The 19,633-nt window shown below is 66.7% G+C and carries 21 protein-coding genes and 1 pseudogene; 10 read left to right on the forward strand and 12 right to left on the reverse strand.

Annotation, left to right across the window (positions count from 1 at the left end):
- Positions 1-77 precede the first annotated feature (77 nt).
- The 9 genes from ACW17Z_RS12565 (at position 78) to sugE (ending at position 7,203) form a co-directional block, all read left to right on the forward strand.
- Positions 78-329, forward strand: a complete 252-nt coding sequence (locus tag ACW17Z_RS12565; RefSeq protein ID WP_419319074.1) for a hotdog family protein — start codon at positions 78-80, stop codon at positions 327-329.
- A 179-nt stretch (positions 330-508) separates the two neighbouring features.
- A complete protein-coding gene (locus tag ACW17Z_RS12570) occupies positions 509-1,063 on the forward strand; it encodes a F0F1 ATP synthase subunit delta (protein WP_419319073.1) in 555 nt (184 codons plus the stop codon).
- Positions 1,064-1,114: 51 nt separating this feature from the next.
- Positions 1,115-2,647, forward strand: coding sequence for a F0F1 ATP synthase subunit alpha (gene atpA / locus ACW17Z_RS12575; RefSeq protein ID WP_419319072.1), 1,533 nt, complete (start codon positions 1,115-1,117; stop codon positions 2,645-2,647).
- 32 nt (positions 2,648-2,679) lie between these two features.
- Positions 2,680-3,558, forward strand: coding sequence for a F0F1 ATP synthase subunit gamma (locus ACW17Z_RS12580; protein WP_419319071.1), 879 nt, complete (start codon positions 2,680-2,682; stop codon positions 3,556-3,558).
- Between the two features lie 56 nt (positions 3,559-3,614).
- Complete coding sequence (atpD, locus tag ACW17Z_RS12585) at positions 3,615-5,225, forward strand: F0F1 ATP synthase subunit beta (protein ID WP_419319070.1); 1,611 nt, start codon at positions 3,615-3,617, stop codon at positions 5,223-5,225.
- Entirely contained in the window at positions 5,225-5,479 is a 255-nt protein-coding gene (locus ACW17Z_RS12590; protein WP_419319069.1) for a hypothetical protein, read from the forward strand. The genes atpD and ACW17Z_RS12590 overlap by 1 nt, the downstream gene beginning before the upstream one ends.
- Positions 5,479-5,739, forward strand: coding sequence for an ATP synthase F1 subunit epsilon (locus ACW17Z_RS12595; RefSeq protein WP_419319068.1), 261 nt, complete (start codon positions 5,479-5,481; stop codon positions 5,737-5,739). Before ACW17Z_RS12590 ends, ACW17Z_RS12595 begins: the two co-directional genes overlap by 1 nt.
- Positions 5,740-5,943: 204 nt before the next feature.
- Positions 5,944-6,654, forward strand: a complete 711-nt coding sequence (locus tag ACW17Z_RS12600) for a hypothetical protein (RefSeq protein WP_492056249.1) — start codon at positions 5,944-5,946, stop codon at positions 6,652-6,654.
- 225 nt (positions 6,655-6,879) lie between these two features.
- Positions 6,880-7,203, forward strand: coding sequence for a quaternary ammonium compound efflux SMR transporter SugE (gene sugE, locus ACW17Z_RS12605; RefSeq protein WP_492056250.1), 324 nt, complete (start codon positions 6,880-6,882; stop codon positions 7,201-7,203).
- Here the strand turns inward: sugE and ACW17Z_RS12610 are convergent, their stop codons facing one another.
- The 12 genes and pseudogenes from ACW17Z_RS12610 to ACW17Z_RS12665 form a co-directional block, all read right to left on the reverse strand.
- On the reverse strand, positions 7,204-7,953 hold the full coding sequence (locus ACW17Z_RS12610; RefSeq protein WP_492056251.1) for an alpha/beta fold hydrolase: 750 nt from the start codon (positions 7,951-7,953) through the stop codon (positions 7,204-7,206).
- A 54-nt stretch (positions 7,954-8,007) separates the two neighbouring features.
- Positions 8,008-9,384 (reverse strand): alpha/beta hydrolase, encoded by a 1,377-nt coding sequence (locus tag ACW17Z_RS12615; protein WP_492056252.1) that lies wholly within the window; start codon positions 9,382-9,384, stop codon positions 8,008-8,010.
- A gap of 26 nt (positions 9,385-9,410) precedes the next feature.
- Complete coding sequence (locus tag ACW17Z_RS12620) at positions 9,411-9,896, reverse strand: RNA pyrophosphohydrolase (protein WP_492056253.1); 486 nt, start codon at positions 9,894-9,896, stop codon at positions 9,411-9,413.
- On the reverse strand, positions 9,893-11,086 hold the full coding sequence (locus ACW17Z_RS12625; RefSeq protein ID WP_492056255.1) for a divergent polysaccharide deacetylase family protein: 1,194 nt from the start codon (positions 11,084-11,086) through the stop codon (positions 9,893-9,895). Before ACW17Z_RS12625 ends, ACW17Z_RS12620 begins: the two co-directional genes overlap by 4 nt.
- A gap of 94 nt (positions 11,087-11,180) precedes the next feature.
- On the reverse strand, positions 11,181-12,566 hold the full coding sequence (locus ACW17Z_RS12630) for a S41 family peptidase (protein WP_492056256.1): 1,386 nt from the start codon (positions 12,564-12,566) through the stop codon (positions 11,181-11,183).
- Positions 12,567-12,679: 113 nt separating this feature from the next.
- Complete coding sequence (locus ACW17Z_RS12635; RefSeq protein WP_492056257.1) at positions 12,680-13,729, reverse strand: murein hydrolase activator EnvC family protein; 1,050 nt, start codon at positions 13,727-13,729, stop codon at positions 12,680-12,682.
- A 16-nt stretch (positions 13,730-13,745) separates the two neighbouring features.
- Entirely contained in the window at positions 13,746-14,210 is a 465-nt protein-coding gene (gene rlmH, locus ACW17Z_RS12640) for a 23S rRNA (pseudouridine(1915)-N(3))-methyltransferase RlmH (protein WP_492056258.1), read from the reverse strand.
- Between the two features lie 48 nt (positions 14,211-14,258).
- A complete protein-coding gene (rsfS, locus tag ACW17Z_RS12645; RefSeq protein ID WP_419255768.1) occupies positions 14,259-14,696 on the reverse strand; it encodes a ribosome silencing factor in 438 nt (145 codons plus the stop codon).
- Positions 14,697-14,792: 96 nt separating this feature from the next.
- Positions 14,793-15,449, reverse strand: a complete 657-nt coding sequence (locus tag ACW17Z_RS12650) for a nicotinate-nucleotide adenylyltransferase (protein WP_419319057.1) — start codon at positions 15,447-15,449, stop codon at positions 14,793-14,795.
- Entirely contained in the window at positions 15,415-16,689 is a 1,275-nt protein-coding gene (locus ACW17Z_RS12655) for a glutamate-5-semialdehyde dehydrogenase (RefSeq protein WP_492056259.1), read from the reverse strand. Before ACW17Z_RS12655 ends, ACW17Z_RS12650 begins: the two co-directional genes overlap by 35 nt.
- Positions 16,690-17,387: 698 nt before the next feature.
- A pseudogene (locus ACW17Z_RS12660) lies at positions 17,388-17,468 on the reverse strand (hypothetical protein); the annotation flags it as partial.
- Positions 17,456-17,611, reverse strand: coding sequence for a DUF559 domain-containing protein (locus ACW17Z_RS12665; RefSeq protein ID WP_492056260.1), 156 nt, complete (start codon positions 17,609-17,611; stop codon positions 17,456-17,458). The pseudogene ACW17Z_RS12660 and the gene ACW17Z_RS12665, both read right to left, overlap by 13 nt.
- Before the next feature lie 515 nt (positions 17,612-18,126).
- Between ACW17Z_RS12665 and ACW17Z_RS12670 the strand changes: the two genes are divergently transcribed.
- A complete protein-coding gene (locus ACW17Z_RS12670) occupies positions 18,127-19,557 on the forward strand; it encodes a caspase family protein (protein WP_492056261.1) in 1,431 nt (476 codons plus the stop codon).
- Positions 19,558-19,633: the final 76 nt, after the last annotated feature.

The raw sequence follows: 19,633 nt of genomic DNA on the forward strand, positions 1-19,633 counted from the left end.
GAGCATTCGCCTGATGGGGCGGCGGGCCTGTCCCGCCGCCCTTTTTCTTTTCGCCGATCCTGCGTAGTTGAACATCCATGAGCACGACCCTCGCCGCCCAACTGGAAGCCGCCCTGCGCGATATCGCCGGGGCTGAAACCCGCCCATCGTCCCTGACCATCGACTACGGCCCGGACGGCTCCGAGGCAGGATCTGACGACGACCTGGCGGTCCGCGCCTGGGTGGAACGGTCGACGCGCAGCCTGGTGTTCGCGCAGGGCGAAGTGCGGCGCCGTAACGGAACCCTCGCCGCCGCCGCCTCGGCGGTGTTTCGCCGCGTCGGGGTCTGATCGCGCCGGTTTGGTTGCGACTGCGAAAAGCCCGTGTTATCAGGCGCGCGGCTTCAGACGAGCCGGCGCATCAGCACCGGTTCTACATGTGCTTTTTCCAAGCGCGCTCAAGCCTTTAAGCCGGGACAAGGGTTAATCTTCTTGTCCGCGGCCATTGCAACGCACCGGGCGGATACCAAGTGGCGGACGAAACCAAGGCGACGGATGCGGGTCAGCGCTATGCGCAGTCCCTGTTCGAACTGACGATCGAAGGCAATCAACTGACCAAGGTCGAGGCCGACCTGAAGTCGTTGAAGGCGATGTATGCCGACAGCGCCGATTTGCGCCGCCTTGTCGCTTCGCCCGCGTTCTCGTCGGAAGACAAGGCCAAGGGTCTGGCCGCCATCGCCAAGAAGGCCGGCTTCCAGCCCCTGACCAGCAAGTTCCTCGGCCTGGTGGCCACCAATGGCCGCGCCGGCGACCTGATGGGCGCGATCACCGCCTTTTCCGAACTTTCGGCCAAGCATCGCGGCGTCGTCTCGGCCGAGGTGATCTCGGCGACCGAACTGACCGCCGCCCAGCTGAAGGGCGTGCAAGCCGCCCTGGCTTCGGCGCTGGGCAAGACCCCCGAACTTTCGACCCGCATCGACGCCTCCCTCCTGGGTGGCGTCAAGGTGCGCGTCGGCTCCCGCCTGTTCGATGCTTCGCTCCGTTCGAAGCTCGATTCCCTGAAATTCGCCCTGAAGCGCGCCTAAACCTTTATAAGCGCGTCAAAAGATAAAAATCGCAGAGAGCCCAAGACAGCCATGGACATCCGCGCCGCCGAGATTTCGGCCATCCTCAAGTCGCAGATCGCCAATTTCGGCGACGACGCCGCTGTTTCCGACGTCGGCCAGGTGCTGTCCGTCGGTGACGGCATCGCCCGCATCTACGGTCTGGACAATGTCCAGGCCGGCGAAATGGTCGAGTTCCCGAAGGCCGGCGTGAAGGGCATGGCCCTGAACCTCGAGCGCGACAATGTCGGTTGCGTGATCTTCGGTCAGGACCAGGCCATCAAGGAAGGCGACGAAGTCCGTCGTCTGGGCGAAATCGTCGACGTGCCGGTCGGCCGTGGCCTGCTGGGCCGCGTCGTCAACCCGCTGGGCGAGCCGATCGACGGCAAGGGCCCGATCGTTTCGACCGAGCGTCGCCGCGTCGACGTCAAGGCTCCGGGCATCATCCCGCGCAAGTCGGTGCACGAGCCCGTGCAGACCGGCCTGAAGTCGATCGATACCCTGATCCCCGTCGGCCGCGGCCAGCGCGAACTGATCATCGGTGACCGTCAGACCGGCAAGACCGCCGTCGCCATCGACACCATCCTGAACCAGAAGGCCGCCAACGCCGGCAAGGACGAGAGCGCCAAGCTCTATTGCGTCTATGTCGCTATCGGCCAGAAGCGTTCGACCGTCGCCCAGATCGTCAAGACGCTCGAAGAGCATGGCGCCCTGGAATACACCATCGTCGTCGTCGCCTCGGCGTCCGAGCCGGCGCCGCTGCAGTACCTGGCCCCGTTCTCGGGTTGCGCCATGGGCGAGTGGTTCCGCGACAACGGCCTGCACGGCCTGATCATCTATGACGATCTGTCCAAGCAAGCCGTCGCCTACCGCCAGATGTCCCTGCTGCTGCGCCGCCCGCCGGGCCGCGAAGCCTATCCGGGCGACGTGTTCTACCTGCACTCCCGCCTGCTGGAACGCGCCGCCAAGCTGAACGAAGAAAATGGTTCGGGCTCGCTGACGGCTCTGCCGATCATCGAAACCCAGGCCAACGACGTCTCGGCCTACATCCCGACCAACGTGATCTCGATCACCGACGGCCAGATCTTCCTGGAAACCGACCTGTTCTATCAGGGCATCCGCCCCGCCGTGAACGTCGGCATCTCGGTGTCGCGCGTCGGCTCGTCGGCCCAGATCAAGGCGATGAAGCAGGTCGCCGGCGCGATTAAGGGCGAACTGGCCCAGTATCGCGAAATGGCCGCCTTTGCGAAGTTCGGTTCGGACCTCGACGCCTCGACCCAGAAGATGCTTGCTCGCGGCGAGCGCCTGACCGAGCTGCTCAAGCAGCCGCAATATTCGCCGCAAGCCGTCGAAGAGCAGGTCTGCGTGATCTATGCCGGCACGCGCGGCTATCTGGACGCCATCCCGACCTCGTCGGTTCGTCGTTTTGAGACCGAGTTCCTGGCGCGCCTGCACAGCCAGCACAAGGATCTGCTGGACGGCATCCGCACCAAGAAGGCCCTCGACAAGGATCTGGAGAACACGCTGAAAAGCGCGCTCGACAGCTTCTCGTCGACCTTCGCCTAAGCCCTCGGAACGCTCGGAGAGAGTAGCGCCGAATGGCCAGTTTGAAGGAAATGCGCAATCGGATCTCGAGCGTCAAAGCGACGCAAAAGATCACGAAAGCGATGCAGATGGTGGCGGCAGCCAAGCTGCGCCGGAGCCAGGACGCGGCTGAATCAGCCCGTCCCTACGCCCGGCGTCTGGCGGCTGTGATCGCCAACCTGGCGGCAGGTGTGTCGGGAGACGGGGCTCCGGCCCTGCTGACCGGCACCGGTCGCGATGATCGCCACCTGATCATCGTCGCGGCGGCCGATCGCGGTCTGGCCGGTGGCTTCACCTCGTCGATCGTGCGGGCCGCGCGCCTGCACATCGACAGGCTGATCGCCCAGGGCAAGGACGTGAAGATCGTCTGCGTCGGCAAGAAGTCGACCGTGCAGCTGCGCCGGTTGTATGCCGACCGCATCGTCGAGAATTTCGACCTGTCGGCCTATCGCCAGTTCACCCTGTCGGTGGCCCAGCCGATCGCCGACGTCGTCACGCGCCTCTATGAGGCCGGCGACATCGACGTCGTCACGCTGTTCTACAGCCGTTTCAAGTCGGTGGTTATCCAGACCCCGACCGCGCTGCAGCTGATCCCGGCGACGGTGGACACCTCGGCCGCTCCGGCGACGGGGGCCAGCGCCGTCTATGAGTATGAGCCCTCGGAAGAGGCCATTCTCGAGACCCTGCTGCCGCGCAACCTGACGGTCCAGATCCTGTCGGCCCTGCTCGACAACATGGCCGGCTTCTACGCCAGCCAGATGACGGCGATGGACAACGCCACGCGCAACGCCGGCGACATGATCAAGCGCTACACCCTCGAATATAACCGTTCCCGCCAGGCCCAGATCACCAAGGAGCTGATCGAGATCATCTCCGGCGCCGAAGCCGTCTGATCAAAAGCCTAACGTAAAAAACGCACGCACGAGCACGCACGAAAGACCCGCACGCCATGGCCAAGACCCCCGTTAAGGCTCCCGCCGCCGCCGCTGAAAAGCCGGCCGCCGTGAAGAAGCCCGCCGCCGCCGCAACGCCCGCCGTCGCCCCCAAGGCTCCGGCCGCCAAGAAGCCTGCCGCCCCCAAGGCCGCAGCGCCGAAGTCGACCCAGGCTGCTCCGGCCACCATCGGCGCCGCCACCGGCAAGCTGGTGCAGGTCATCGGCGCCGTCGTCGACGTCGAGTTCACCGGTGAACTGCCGGCGATCCTCAACGCCCTGGAAACGGTCAACATCGCGACCGGCCAGCGCCTGGTGTTCGAAGTCGCCCAGCACCTGGGTCAGAGCACTGTCCGCGCCATCGCCATGGACGCCACCGAAGGCCTCGTTCGCGGCCAGGCCGTGCGCGACACCGGCGAAGCCATCCGCGTCCCGGTCGGCCCCGGCACCCTGGGCCGCATCATGAACGTCATCGGCGAGCCGATCGACGAGCAGGGCCCGATCAAGTCGGACATCTTCCGCTCGATCCACCGCGAGGCGCCGTCGTTCGCCGAGCAGACCAACACCGCTGAAGTGCTGGTCACGGGCATCAAGGTCATCGACCTGATGTGCCCCTACACCAAGGGCGGCAAGATCGGCCTGTTCGGCGGCGCCGGCGTCGGCAAGACCGTGACGATGCAGGAACTGATCAACAACATCGCCAAGGCTTACGGCGGTTATTCGGTTCTGGCCGGCGTGGGTGAGCGCACCCGCGAAGGCAACGACCTGTATCACGAGATGATCGAGTCCAACGTCAATGTGGACCCGAAGATCAATGGCTCGACCGAAGGCAGCCGCTGCGCCCTCGTTTACGGCCAGATGAACGAACCCCCCGGCGCCCGCGCCCGCGTGGCCCTGACCGGCCTCTCCATCGCTGAATATTTCCGCGATGAAGAAGGCAAGGACGTGCTGCTGTTCGTCGACAACATCTTCCGCTTCACCCAGGCCGGCGCTGAAGTGTCGGCTCTGCTGGGCCGCATCCCCTCGGCCGTGGGCTATCAGCCCACCCTGGCCACCGAGATGGGCAACCTGCAGGAGCGCATCACCTCGACCAACAAGGGTTCGATCACCTCCGTCCAGGCCATCTACGTGCCCGCCGACGACCTGACCGACCCGGCGCCCGCCGCCTCGTTCGCCCACTTGGACGCCACCACCGTTCTGTCGCGCGACATCGCCGCCCAGGCCATCTTCCCCGCCGTCGATCCGCTGGACTCGACCTCGCGGATCATGGACCCGCTGGTCATCGGCGAAGAGCACTACAACGTGGCCCGTTCGGTCCAGGAAGTGCTTCAGCAATACAAGTCGCTGAAGGACATCATCGCTATCCTGGGCATGGACGAGCTGTCGGAAGAGGACAAGCTGACGGTCGCTCGCGCCCGCAAGATCCAGCGCTTCCTCAGCCAGCCCTTCCACGTGGCCGAGCAGTTCACCAACACCCCCGGCGCCTTCGTCGCGCTGAAGGACACGATCCGCTCGTTCAAGGGCATCGTCGACGGTGAATACGACCACCTGCCGGAAGCCGCCTTCTACATGGTCGGTACGATCGAAGAAGCCGTGGCCAAGGCTGAAAAGCTGGCGAGCGAAGCCTGATGACCGACGAACACGACCACGACCTGGTTGGCTTCTGCTGCGAGGAGCTTGAGGACGCGGTCTCTTCGGACCCGGCCGATGCTCTTGTCCAGCATGACAGCGGCCTGATTCTGCTCAATCTCGGAGAGCGGGAAGAAGAGGGCGAGACCGGCGTCGTGCTGGCCACCATCCGCTTCTGCCCGTTCTGCGGCACCGAGATCCAGACCGACGAAGACGTCGAGGCGGCCCTCGGCGACGTGGAGATCGTGGAATAATGGCCAAGCTGCACTTTTCTCTGGTCGCTCCGGAACGCGAACTGTTCTCGGGCGAGGTCGATATGGTCCAGGCTCCGGGCGCTGAAGGCGACTTCGGTGTTCTGGCCAACCATGCGCCTTTCATGACGACGCTGCGCGAAGGCCGCGTCACCGTGAAGGACGGCGCGACCACCAAGCTGTTCGACATCCAGGGCGGTTTCGCCGACGTGGGCCCGGACGGGCTGACGATCCTGGCCGAGCACGCTGTCGAAGCGGCCTGATCGGCTCCAGACTGATTCGAAGAAACGCCTCCGTCCTGCCCAGGGCGGAGGCGTTTTCGCGTCTGGGGGGAACCTGCGCGACGTATGGACGCAGGAAATTACACTTGTGGCCCAATCTCCGTCGCAATCTGTCGCCATAAGGGTTGCGAGGGACCGTCTGTCGGCTTTAATGCCGACCTCTAGCCTGATGGGGATATCTCGATAATGCGCCTCGCGCTCGCCAGCCTGATCGCCCTCGGTGTGGTTTCGACCGCCGCCGTCGCCCAGGAGCAAACCGCTCCGGCTCCCGCCGCAGCGCCTGCTGCGGCTCCGGCCCAGACGCCGGAACCGGCTCCCGCTGCTCCGGCCGCGCCCGTCGATCCGGCCGCCGCGCCTGTTGTCCCGGCTCCGGCCGCCGGCACGGTTCCGGCCGACACCTATGTCGAACCGGTCCGTCCGCCGCCCACCACCGACCCCGTCTCGCTGCAGCTGCTCAGCGTGCTGGATCGCATCTGTAAGCCCGCCGTGGTCGGCGGCGACTTTCAGGCCCTGGTCAAGGCGGCCGGTCTGAAGAAGAAGAAGGAACAGTGGGTTCTGGACCTGGGCAAGCCCTTCCAGATCGTCCTGGACAACCCGGGTTCCAACAAGAACGTCTGCACCATCACCATCCAGTACGCCCAGGGCGACGTTCAGGCCCAGGCTCTGGCCAGCGCCCTGCATGACTGGGCCACCTGGGAAAACAGCCCGCAGCTGCGCCTGATCCGCAACGACCAGGTGGTCAGCAGCGACTTCCGTCGCTTCACGGTGTCCTGGGATGACAACTGGGCCAGCGGTCACGCCGGTCTGGTCTATATGCGCCTGAAGAAGACCGATGGCTCGCCCGTGGGCAAGAACTTCGAACAGGCTCAGGTTCTGTACAGCACCACCAGCCGCTAAGGCCGGAGCGGGAGGCTTGCCCTCCTGACATGCTGTCCCATATCAACGGAAGGCGCGGAGACGACTCCGCGCCTTTTGTCGTTTCCGGGGACGACCCCGCCAGAGCGTTATTCGGCGAAGTGGATACCGGTTCGCCGCAGAAATAACGCGTCAAAACAAGAACCTAGAGCAAACGACATGATTCAATCATGGCGACCTTTGCTCTAGAAAAAAGTGGAGCAGGTCATGGCCTGGATCATCCTTTTCATCGCGGGTCTGTTCGAGATCGGCTGGGCCGTGGGCCTGAAATTCACCGAGGGCTTCACCCGGCCCATCCCCACCGCCCTGACGGCGATCAGCCTGGTGCTGTCGATGGGCCTGCTGGGCTGGGCGGTGAAGACCCTGCCGCTGGGCACGGCCTATGCGGTATGGACCGGCATCGGCGCGGTCGGCACGGCCATTGTCGGCATCGTGGTCTTCAAGGAGCCGGCCACGGCGGCGCGGCTGGTCTGCTTTGGCCTGATCGTGGCGGGCATCCTGGGGCTGAAGCTGTTCTCGCCGCCGGCCTGATTAGGCCGCGGCGCGCCCCTCAGCGGTGATGAAGTCCAGGCAGCGCTCGGCGACGGCTTCCCAGCCCGGTTCGCCCGGCAGCCAGTGGCTCATCTGGGCAAACACCTCGACCGATCCGTTCAGCCGCGCGGCGGTCTGGCGGACAGTGGCCGTGGGATGGATGACGTCTTTGCCGCCGGCGATGGCCAGGGTCGGCGCGCCCGAGGGTGTGGCGCTGGTGGTCATGAACGGGTCCAGCCACCAGTTGAGGGTCTCCCACAGGGCGCGGCCGCTTTCGGGCGTCATGCGGGCATACAGGGCCTTGCGGTCGGCGCGGTCCATCCGGTCCAGGCTGTAGCGTTCCACGACGCTGTAGTCGGGATCAACGGCCTGCAGCCAGTAGGGGCCCAGGGCGTAGAGGCTGACGGCCGAGACCGCCTCTTCCAGACTGGCGCCCGGCACGCCCCAGGGCGGCGAGGGGGCCAGCAGGATCAGGCGCGAGACCTTGGCCCGCGCGGCCGCCATCTGGGCGACCAGGCCGCCCATCGAGTGGCCGATCAGGACCGGGGGCTCCTCGCAGGTGGCGCACAGTTCGGCGATCTGTTTGGCGTAGTCGGTCATGGAGCGGCCGGCGACCGAAACCTTGCCGTCATGTCCCAGAAGGTCGGGCGTCAGCACCGCGTGACCGGCGGCCTCGAAAGGCTGGCGAAAGCTGTCGAATGTCCAGCCGCCGCAGAAGGCGCCGTGGACCATGATGACCGGTGCGGGCATGGGCGCCTTTCGAACGCCGTCGGCGAAGCAGCCGACGGCGAGAGCTTACACGCTCTATTTGGGCTTAGGCGAAGATTTGGCGGGTTTCGTTGTCGCAGCCGGCTTGGCGGCCGCTTTCGGCGCGACCTTGGCGGGCGCGGCCGCCTTGGCTGGCGGCGCCTTGGTCACAGCAGCCTTGGCCGGAGCCTTCGGCGCAGCGGCTTTAGCAGCTGTCACCTTGGCGGCCGCAGCGGGCTTCGGCGCGGCGGCCTTGGGTTTGGCTGGGGCCTTGGCGGCGGGCGCCGCGACCTTGGCGGGGGCGGCGACGGGCGCGGCCTTGGCCGGAGCTTTCGCCTTGGCGGCGGCCTTCACGGCCGGCTTGGCTTCGACGACCTTGGCGGCCGGGGCAGGCTTGGGCGCGGCCTTGGCCGGGGTCGCCTTGGCGGCGGCGGCAGGCTTTACGGCCTTTGGCGCGGGTGCGGGTTTCTCGGCGGCGGCTTTTGGAGCGGCCTTGGCGGGCGCAGCCTTCGGCTTGGCCGCCTTGGGGGGCGCCGCGACTTCGACGACCGTGGCGGACTTGGCCGCAGCCGGGGCAGCCTTGGCCTTCGGCGCAGGCGCAGCCTTGGCGGGGGCCGTTTCAGCGGCGGCGGCCTTGGCCGGCGCGGCGGCCAGGGCCTTGGTCTTCAGCCAGCCGATCACATCGCCCAGGATGACGTCCGTGCCCGGCTCGTCGATCAGCCAGTGGGCGTTGTTGGGATATTCGACATAGTCGCCGCCGACGGCGGAATATTTCTGGCCCACCAGGCGCATGTCATCGACAGGCGTGGTGCGGTCCAGGGCGCCGGCCACCACCAGGATGGGAACCGTGACCTTGTCGACATCGACATGGGCGGTCTTGTTGGGGTCCTTGTCGGGCCAGGCCAGATTGGCCAGCACGCGGCCCGAATCGTAGACCATCTTGGCGTACAGGGTGTCATGCCGGCTGGCCGGCACGGCGTTCATCACGCACAGCTTGAAGCCGGTCTTCCACTGCTTGACCGTCCGGGTCTCGGGCTTGGACATCAGGACGGCGTTGAGGAAGGCGAACACCGGCGACAGCTTGGGCTTGCCCCGCGCATCGGCGGGAGAGGCGGGCGAAAACAGCACGGCGCCGGAGACCAGGCCGGACTCGGCCAGCTTCTGGGCGATCAGGCCGCCCATCGAATGTCCGAACACGATCGGCGCTTCGCCGTCCTGCTTGGCGAGGGAGGCGGCCAGGGCGCTCATGTCGGCGACATAGTCGGCGAGGCTGAGGCCGGCAAGGCCCGCGCCGGGCGCGGCGACCTTGCGCTGGTCGGCGCGGATGGTGGGCGCCTCGACCCTGTAGCCCTCGGCGGTCAGACGTTCGGCGACTGGACCCCAGCAACTGCTCGCGCAGCCATAGCCATGAATCATCAGGACGGTCTTGGCCATGCCGATCGTTCTCCCTGTGGGAGCGATCAGTCGCCCGCCACGAACTTTCCGAAAGCAGCGACCACCTGTTCGTAGACCCCGCGCTTGAAGGGTACGATCAGTTCGGGGGTTTCGTCGAGCTTTCCCCACGTCCAGGCGTCGAACTCGACCTCGCCATGGGCTTCGAGGTCGATTTCCGTCTCTTCACCGATGAACCGGAAGGCGAACCACACCTGTTTCTGGCCCGCCCAGCCGCGTGCGCGTTTGGAGCCGACCAGTTCGGGCGGGAAGTCATAGGCGATCCAGCCTTCGGTGCGCCCCAGCAGGGTCGCGGAGACCACGCCGGTTTCCTCGGCCAGCTCGCGCTTGGCGGCGTCGAGCAGGTCTTCGCCGTCGTCGACACCGCCCTGTGGGAACTGCCAGTTGTGGGGCGGGGGCTGCTGGTTGCGACGGCCCAGCCAGACGCGGCCGTCGGGATGGAACAACACCACGCCCACATTGGGCCGGTGGCGGGCCAGAGGGTCCTGGCTCATCGACGGGTGAGCGCCGAAGCCGGGGCCAGTTGTATTCCCCGCGCCGTCAGGCCGTTGGCCCAGGTCCGCACCTGGTTGATCGTCACCGGATAGGCGAAGCCCGAACCCATGGATTGCCCCCGGGCGCTGGCCCCGGTCTCCAGGGCGCGCAGCTGGGCGTCGATGGCGGAAGCCGACAGCTCATCATCGATCACCCGATCGGCGGAAGCGCGCGGGATCGATCCGCCGCGTCGCGCGGCCAGGCCGTCGTCGACAAAGGCCAAGCCGCGGGCCTTCAGGGCCGCGTTGAAGGTATTCATGGCCGCGTCGGAGTCGATGAACCGCGCGCCCAGATAGTTGCTGAGGCCGAAATAGCCGGTGGCGCGCGACATCAGCCATTCCAGCTTGCGCACGGTGTCTTCGGGCCGGTTGCCGGCGATCAGGGTGTAGGGGCCGGGATCATTGGCCGGATAGTCGGCCGGCTCCATCGGGGTTTCCAGCAGCACCTCGTGGCCGTTGGCGCGGGCCAGGTCGATCCAGCCCTGCAGGCCTTCGGCATAGGGTGCGAAGGACAGGGTGATTTCGGGCGGCAGGGTCTCGATGGCCGCGCGGGTGGTCTGCGGGTTCAGGCCTAGGCCGCCGATTACGACCGACACCTTGGGGCGGCCCGTGGCGGTGAACGGGCGGGCATAGGCCTCGGCGGCGGTGCGGCCATTGGCGGCGATGATCGGCAGCGAAGCGCCGCCGGGACCCGGGCCGGCCAGACCGGCGATCGGGGCCTGGGGCAGGGCTCCGCCGGCGGCGTGGACCATGCCGGGGGCGTCTTCGCCGGGAGCAGTTTCGCCGGGGAATGAGATCGAGGCCTCGACCGGGCTGTCGACAATGGGCTTGGCTGAAAGGTCGAAGGTGTCGGGCTTGAAGGGGGCTTCGTGCTCGCCCTCGTCGGCGAGCGCCTCTTTCCAGCCATCAGGGGCGTTCTTGGTGGCGCCGATCTTGGTCAGTTCGACCCGGATGACCGGCGCGCCCGCCTTGGGGTCGCCGGTGACCAGCACCAGACCCGCCAGGGTGACCATGAACAGGCAGGCCGCGCCGCTGGCGGCGATATAGGGATTGGACACAGCCGCCATCAGGCGAGCGCGCAGGTCGCCGCTCGCCTCGGGCGCGGGGGCCGAGGCGGCATAGGCGGGCTTGCGAGAGAACATGGCGGCCATGGACGGGACCCTAGCCGGCAAGCTTCAAATTTATGGTTAACAAAGCGCTGCGGCGAATTGGCCCCCATCGCGAAGATGGGGGCCGTTTCGAAGGCTACTTCTTCTCGACGACCGGCTTGCCCATGGCGGCGGCCTTGGCCGTGACCTCGGCGATCTTGGCGGCCGGCTTGGGCATTTTCGGCGTTGCGGCGACCGAGCCGGCCTGCAGAACGGCCAGGGCGCGTTGCAGCTGGAAGTCGCCCTTCTTGTCGTCGAAGGCGGTCGGCGGGGCTTCGGCCGGGGTGTGGGCCCCGATGCGGGTCTTGCCCTCATCGGCATTGAGCGCGTTCTTGAAGCTGGCCTCGCTGAACCACACGCGGTTTGCGATGTCCTGGGCCTGGTCGCGGGTCTGGGCGACCTCGAGGTCCGGCGCGATGCCGGTCTTCTGGATCGAGCGACCCGACGGGGTGAAGTATTTCGCCGTGGTCAGCTTCAGGGCGCCGTCGGCGCCGCCCCGCAGCGGGATCACGGTCTGGACCGAACCCTTGCCAAAGCTGGTCAGGCCCACCAGTTCGGCGCGCTTGCGGTCCTGCAGGGCGCCGGCGACGATTTCAGCGGCCGAGGCCGAGCCCTGGTTGATCAGCACCACCACGGGCAGGCCGTTCAGCAGGTCGCCGGGGCGGGCGTTGTAGCGCTGGATGTTGCGCGGATCGCGGCCGCGCTGGCTGACCACTTCGCCGCCGTCCAGGAACACGTCGGCCACGCCCACGGCCTGGTCGAGCAGACCGCCGGGGTTGTTGCGCATGTCCAGGACCAGACCCTTCATCTTCGGGTTCTTGGCCTTCAGGTCGTTGATCGAGGAGACCAGGGCGTCGGTGGCCTTCTCGTTGAAGCCGGGCAGGCGCACATAGCCAAAGTCGCCTTCCATGCGGGCGATGGCGGCCTTGGGCTTGATCACTTCGCGGATCAGCTTGACGTCGAAGGGGTCGGTCTTTTCGCGGGCGATGGTCAGGTTGACCGCCTCGCCGGGCGCGCCGCGCATCTGCTTGACGGCTTCGCTGACCGTCAGGCCCAGAACGCTCTGGCCGTTGACGGCGGTGATGTAGTCGCCCGCCTGGATGCCGGCCCGCGAGGCGGGGGTGCCGTCCATCGGCGAGATGACCTTGACCACGCCCTCTTCGCTGGTCACCTCGATGCCCAGCCCGCCATATTCGCCGCGGGTGGTATCCTGCATGTCCTCGAAGCTGTCGGGCGACAGGTAGCCCGAGTGCGGGTCAAGGCTGGTCAGCATGCCGTCGAGGGCCGCCTCGATCAGCTTCTTGTCGTCCACCTCGGCCACATACTGGTCCTCGACCGTGCCCAGCACGTCGCCGAACAGTTCCAGCAGCTTGTAGGTCTTGGTCTTGGGCGGGATGTTCGCCTGGGCGATGGGACTCAGATAGGCCATGGTCCCCGCGCCGAGGACAAAGGCCGAAACTCCGATGAGCAGGTACTTGCGCATTAGGCCTTGAGAGCTCCCTGGCGACGCGTGAAGCGCCGCGCTTTTGACGACTCGTTCCTGACCATCCCAGCCGAGAACGTCCTATTTACGGCCATCATTACTGAAAAAGCCGTCTACGGCGACCCTTGCTTCAACCAGCGTTCCGGATCGACCGGAACGCCCTCCTCGCGGACCTCAAGATAGAGCTCGGGCTCTGAGGATACACGATCCGCCATCTTTCCGATCGGGGCGCCGGCCGCGACGGATTGTCCGGGCGCGACCGAAACCTGATCCAGACCCGCCAGCACCAGAAGATAGGCGTCCTGGGCTCGCAGGATAAGCACGACGCCCCAGCCATTCAGCGCGCCGGCATATTCGACGGTTCCCGCCGCCGGACTGGTCACGGTCCGCCCTTTTTCCGTGCGGATCGACACGCCGGCCGCGCGGCCGCCGGCCGGCAGGGTGGAGCCAAAGCGGCTGGTGATGCCGCCCGGCGCGGGCGAGGCCAGGGTCAGGGGACCGGTCGGGATGCGGGGCGTCAGGCCGTCGGTCAGGGCGCCCAGGGTGCGCAGTTCGCTGGCCTCGACCAGGGCTTCCTGGGCGAAGGCGCGTTCCAGCCGGGTCTTTTCGATGATCAGGCGCTCGATCTCGCCCTTGCGGTCGGCGACCACGCTTTCGGCGGTGAACAGCTCGGCCGCCGCCGCCGCCGCCTCGCGGCGCAGGGTGCGCACCGCCACGGCCTGGCGTGAATAGGTGTCGGCCCGGCGCTGCAGGTCCGGGGTCATGGCGCGGATCAGGATGGCGGCCCGCACGGCGTCGCGGGCGTCGCCGGGGCTGACCAGCAGGGCCGGCGGCGGATTGCGGCGGAACAGCTGCAGGGCCGACAGCAGCTTGGCCATGCGATGGCGGTCGCGGCCCAGATCGGCCAGCACCCGGGCTTCGCGGTAGTTCAGGGCCTCCAGCCGGGCGCGCTTGAGGTCGACGTTCTCGCCGGCCGAGACCCGGGCATTGTCCAGGCGCGAGAGTTCGCGGCGCAGGTCCTCGATTTCGCGGCGGGTGTCGATGGCCGTCTGGCGGTCGCGCATCCGCTGCTGGTCCTGACGCGCCAGGACCACGCCGCCGGCGGACAGGGCGATGACCAGCGCGATGGCGGATAGGACAAGGGGCGAGGGGCGGCGAAGCATCTGGCCCTGTCTAGCCCTAGTCGCGGTGATAGGGCGAGCCCGCCAGGATGGTGACGGCGCGATAGATCTGCTCGGCCAGCATCGCCCGGGCCAGGGCGTGGGGCCAGGTCTGTGGCCCAAAGGCCAGGGTTTCATTGGCGTTGGCGAGGATCGTGGGATCCAGGCCATCGGCCCCGCCGATCAGGAACACGACCTTCCGCGTCCCATCGTCGCGCAGCCGGCCGATATGCTCGGCGAAGGCGCGGCTCTTCCGAACCTTGCCGTGCTCGTCACAGGCGATGACATAGGCGCCCTCAAGATGCGGACGCAGCACCTCGGCCTCTGCGGCCTTGCCGGGCTTCCTGGCCTCGACCTCGATGATCTCGGCCGGACCCAGGGCCAGCACGCGGCCGGACGCCGTGGCGCGGGACATGTAGTCCAGAGCCATCTGCGCCTCGACCATGCGGCCGAGCTTGCCAACGGTGAGGATGGTGAGCTTCATGCGCCAACCCGCGTCACCGGCGATCAAAGGCCGATGACGCGATAAGGGCTAGTTCGCCGAGGTGGCGATGCGGTGCGGGGCGTCGATCGCCCAGATCTTCTCGATATTGTAGAAGGTGCGCACTTCGGGACGGAACAGGTGCACGACCACGTCGCCGGCGTCGATCAGGACCCAGTCGCAATGCGGCAGGCCTTCGACCCGCGCCTTGCCGAACCCGTTTTCCTTGAGGGCGCGGATGATGTGGTCGGCCAGGGCGCCGACGTGACGGTGCGAACGGCCAGACGCCACGATGAGGCTGTCAGCCACCGAGCTCTTGTCCGTCAGATCGATGTGGACGATGTCCTGGGCCTTGTCGTCGTCGAGGCGCGACAGGATCAGGGTCTCCAGAGCCTTGATGCTCTGGTCCAGACTGAGGTCTGGCTTGTGGGTCGAGGACTCGGCGGTCGCCGTGTCATCGTGCGCAATTTGCGCGGGGTCGCTACGCAGCGGAAGTACTCCTTATGGGGTCGCGCGGGTTCTCCTCATAGCATGGATGAGTCGAAAAGGTGAGGGGTTGCGTGCAGCAGCGCTTCAGCGACGATTTCAGGGCGTCTTGTTGAGCCGTTCGCGCATCGCCGTGGACGAGGCGAAGTTCAGCGGGCCGGTCAGATAGACCCAGGCCGGGGCGGTCTGGTCGGGCAGGGTGGCGGCGGCGCTGGCGGGCTTGCGGGCATGGGCGAAACGCCGCGCGGCGGGCGAGGTACGCGACTTCAGGCCCGCCCACGGCCGCGAGATCACCGCCACCGGCACCTCGCGCATGATCTGTGTCCAGCCCCGCCAGCGATGGAAGCTGGCCAGGCTGTCGGCGCCCATCACCCAGACGAATTTCACGCCCGGATAGCGGGCCCGCAGCACCCGCAGCGTGTCGATCGTGTATTGCGAGCCCAGCCGCGTTTCGGCGTCGGAGACGATCATCGAACTGCCCCGCGCCCACTGCCGGGCGGCGGCCATGCGCTGGGCCAGGGGCCGCGTCTCGGCCGAGGACTTCAGCGGATTTTGCGGCGAGACCAGCCAGATCACCTTGTCGAGGTTCAGGCGATGCAGGGCCGTCTCCGCGACGTGGGCGTGACCCTCGTGCGCCGGATTGAAGCTGCCGCCGAACAGCCCAACGCGCATGCCCGGCTCCAGATGGAATCCGAGACGCTGCGCGCTAGGCCGGCCGGCCTCAGGGACGAGTCTGGCCGGTCCCGCGAACCACATATTTGAATGTCGTCAATTGCTCGGCCCCGACCGGACCGCGGGCATGGAGTTTGTCTGTGGCGATGCCGATCTCGGCTCCAAAGCCGAATTCTCCGCCGTCGGCGAACTGGGTTGAGGCGTTGATCAGCACGATGGCGCTGTCGACCTCGGCCGCGAAGGCCTCGGCGGCGGCGGGATCCTCGGTGACGATGGCGTCGGTATGGCCCGAGCCGTAGCGGGCGATATGGGCCGCCGCCCCGGCCACGCCGTCGACCACGGCCACCGACAGGATCGGGGCCAGATATTCGGTGGTCCAGTCGGCGTCCTTGGCCTTCTTCATCGTCGGCTCGATCGCCAGGGCGGCGGCGTCGCCGCGCAGCTCGCAGCCGGACTTGATCAGGGCGTCGGCCAGCAGCGGCAGCAGGCGCTCGGCGATGGCCCGGTCGACCAGCAGGGTCTCGGCCGAGCCGCAGACCGAAACCCGCCGCATCTTGGCGTTGACGGCGATGTCGATGGCCTTTTGCCGATCGGCCCCGGCATGGACGAAGACGTGGTTGAGGCCTTCCAGATGGCCCAGCACCGGGGCGCGGGCCTCGGCCTGCACCCGGGCCACCAGGCTCTTGCCGCCGCGCGGGATGATCAGGTCGATGGTCCGGTTCAGGCCCGACAGGATGTGGCCGACGGCGGCGCGGTCGGATGTGCCCACCGCCTGGACGGCGCTGGCGGGCAGGCCGGCGGCCTTGAGACCTCTGACGATGGCGGCGTGGATGGCGAGACTCGAGGCCAGGCACTCGGAGCCGCCGCGCAGGATCACCGCATTGCCCGAGCGAACGCACAGCGCCGCCGCATCGGCGGTGACGTTGGGCCGGCTCTCATAGATCATGGCGATCACGCCGATCGGCGTGCGCACCCGGGAAATGTCCAGGCCGTTGGGCCGGGTCCAGCGCGCGGTGGCGACGCCGAGGGGGTCGGCGATGGCGGCCACGGTCTCGACGCCCTGGGCCATGGCCTCCAGGCGGGCGTCGTCGAGCAGCAGGCGGTCCAGCATCGGGCCCGATAGGCCATTGGCCTTGGCCTGCTCGATGTCGCGGGCGTTGGCGGCGAGGATGCGGGCGGCGTCCTCGCGGATCGCTTTCGCCATGGCCTGGAGGGCGGCGGTGCGCTGCTCGGCTGAGGCGAGACGCAGGGCGCGCGCGCCCGCACGGGCGGCCTCGCCCATCGCCATCATCTTCGCCTGCAAGCTGACGCCCGCGTCGTCCATAAGTCCGATCCGATCCGGATATGCTCAGGTTGAGCCTTACCTAGGCGCTTTCGCCGCGAGGGGGAACCGCGATTGTCTGAAGACGGACGCAGGTTCGTTGCGGGTCCGGGCGGCCGAGCCAGCCGCGACACGGGTTCGCGCCCTCGCCGGATTTCACCGGCAAGTGTGGGGAGGCGGCGGAGCGTCCGGGCCAGGCCCGGATGGGTTTGTAGTGGAGTACCGTTTCGGCCGTGGCCGGAGCGCTCCGCGCGGTTGTTATCCGATGAGCCCTCGGGGCGCGGGGTTTTAACCCGCTCCCGATGAGAGGCCCCAGGCGGGCGGAAGGGAAGCGACCCTTCCGGACCGCGCGGGCGATTTCAGCCCGCGCCTGCAGCGCCTTGCCAGGCGTGGCCGAAGGGCGTTCCCGGTGGTCCGGATCCGGCTTCATCACGTTCGGCCCCCGCAAGGACCGATCCGCTCCGCCAGACCCCACCGGGCCTTCGACGACGACTGACGGGCGCGACCCGCACAACCGCCCCCGCCACCCGTCAGGTCGCCAGCTGGACGGCCTCCCCAGTGGCGGGACGAGAGGTAGTATGCGGGGGTTCTGGAGGGGGCTGCGTCGATTTTCGATCGTGACGCTGGGTGGTAGGGTTAGGGCGTTGAATTTGCTGGGCTTGGCGTGGGGTTATCCCCGTGCGAGCACGGGGATAGAGGCCGCCGCACGGAACCCCTCTCTCATAGAGAGAGGGAGGGGCCCGCCGCGAAGCGGTGGGAGGGTGAGAGGTTACACCCTGTCCGAACGAAGCACCGCCAGGATGTCGTCCGAAACGCCGCCCGGATCCGTCAGCACCCGCGCGTTGGGAAACCGCAGCACCACATAGCCAAACAGCTCCAGCGTCCGGGTCCGGCGCAGGCGACGGGCGTTGGCGGTCTTGTCCATGACGGGAGCATGGTCTGAGGCGCTCGGGGCGCTCAACGACAGGACTCGAGATTTCTCCGGCCGGCGGTGAAACCTCTCACCCTCCCACCGCCTGCGGCGGCGGGGCCCTCCCTCTCTCTATGAGAGAGGGGTTCCGTGCGCGTCGGATGGCTCGGCGAAGCCGCCGCCCCTCTGGGCGGAGCCATCCTTAAATCTCACGGCGAGACGATCGCAGGGCTGATCAGGTCACTCAAGGCCGACGCTTCGCGTCGCCGCGAAGCGGTCGCCGGAGGCGAGCCTTGACTGACCTGATCAGCCCTGCACGCTGCAGCCTCCACGAGATTTAAGGATCACACCGACCTTTGGGGTCGGCTTGGGGACCCCTTGCAGATTTTCAATCATTGGTTGACGTTGCGGCCAGCGCAGCCACTCAGTGGAAGATCGTGGAAGTGGTGCTCGCCCGCAGCGTTTCGATGCGGCGCTCTTTTTCCGGTGTCCATGTCGCACCCGCGCGGGCTCAGTGAGGGGATTTTTGCTTGACGTCCACGGCGATACTCATCGGTAACGCGAACTATCGAACTGCCGGCGCGCTTCCTTGCTGCCTTGAGGACGTCGCAGCGATGGCGCTCTTGCTCGAGGCTTCCGGCCGCCATGACACCGTCTATCAGCTGACCGATCTCGACGGCGATGGCATGCGCCAGGCTATTCGCGACGCTCTTCCGGCAGAAAGCGCGCAAAATGAGGTGTTTTTCTACTACTCGGGCCACGGCGAGCAGCTTGGCTCGGAGTTCTACTATTGCGGAGTAGGGTTTGATAGTGAGCGGCCTAACGAGACTGGGCTGTCGCATCGCCAGCTTCATGACCTAGTCCGCGCTGTGTCACCGACCCTGTTCGTGAATGTAATTGATGCCTGCTACTCGGGCGCGCTTCTGGTGAAGGCTGATCAGCTAACGCTCCCGGTCCACAAGGAGGGGTTCCGACACGTCCTTCAGTTCTCTTCCTCAATGGATAGCCAGACCTCCCGCGCCGGTGACCCCCTAAGCGCCTTCACTCGGGCGTTCCTTGAAGCCAGTATTCGCAGACGCGAAGGTGCCGTATACTACTCGGATGTTGCCAACAGACTGCGTGATGACTTCCTGGGCAATGATGACCAGACCCCATTTTTTATATCCCAAGGAACCGGGCGCGAGGTCTTGGTTGATGACGCTTCCAAGTTAGCGCCTCTCCACGAGGCTTTAGCCGCCCGATGGTCCACCCGGGCAGGCGGGGCCGTGGAACAGGTAGGAGAGGTGGGTGTCCCTGCCATTGCCGGTTCCGAGCTCTCCTTGATGGATCGATTGGTGGCGGCCGACACAAGAATTGCCGGCCCCCAGGAGGCAAAGCAGCTTATAGACATGATCTTCGATGGCGTACTTTCGCGCCTGGAAGGAGAGGCATTTGCTGAGTATTTCGACCTAACGTCGACAGCTCACCCTGATTTCCAGGAGGACACCGCGGAGGACCTGATACTGAAGGTGCTGTCGCGCGAGCCACGCCCCGACGAGATGGTCACTGCACAGATCAAGCGGGTGCGAGCGCGGCGGCCTAATACCTTCGCTTACAATGCCCTCGCCTTCCTCACTCCGGATGAATGGACGGAAGAGAAGTACTTACGGCTAAACTGCACTCTGGAGCGCGCCCAGCTGCGCGTGACGCTTACGCCCAAGTTTAAAGCCCTACAGCAGCTCGTGCTAGTGCTCAGCTGTGCCCCTAGCCTTGAGCGTTGCTACCTATTCGAGACGACGACCCGCCACTCCAGAAACAACTGGGAGTCCTTCGACGCCGATGGGCGAGAGGTCGTCGGGCGTTGGTACAAGCTTCGTTGGCATGCGTCACCAGATGGTGTCGTGGAGCAGATTGTAGAGGCTTTCGAAGGTGCCGTCCGCAAACACCTAGACGGCGTCGAGGAGCGTCTCAAAGAGACATAGGCTCATCCACCCCCACCTCGGAGAACGTGTGGCCAGTGATTCCTTACTGGCCCGGTAGTCATCCGTCGCCGATGTT

The sequence above is a fragment of the Caulobacter sp. GSs2 genome, from assembly GCF_058680895.1.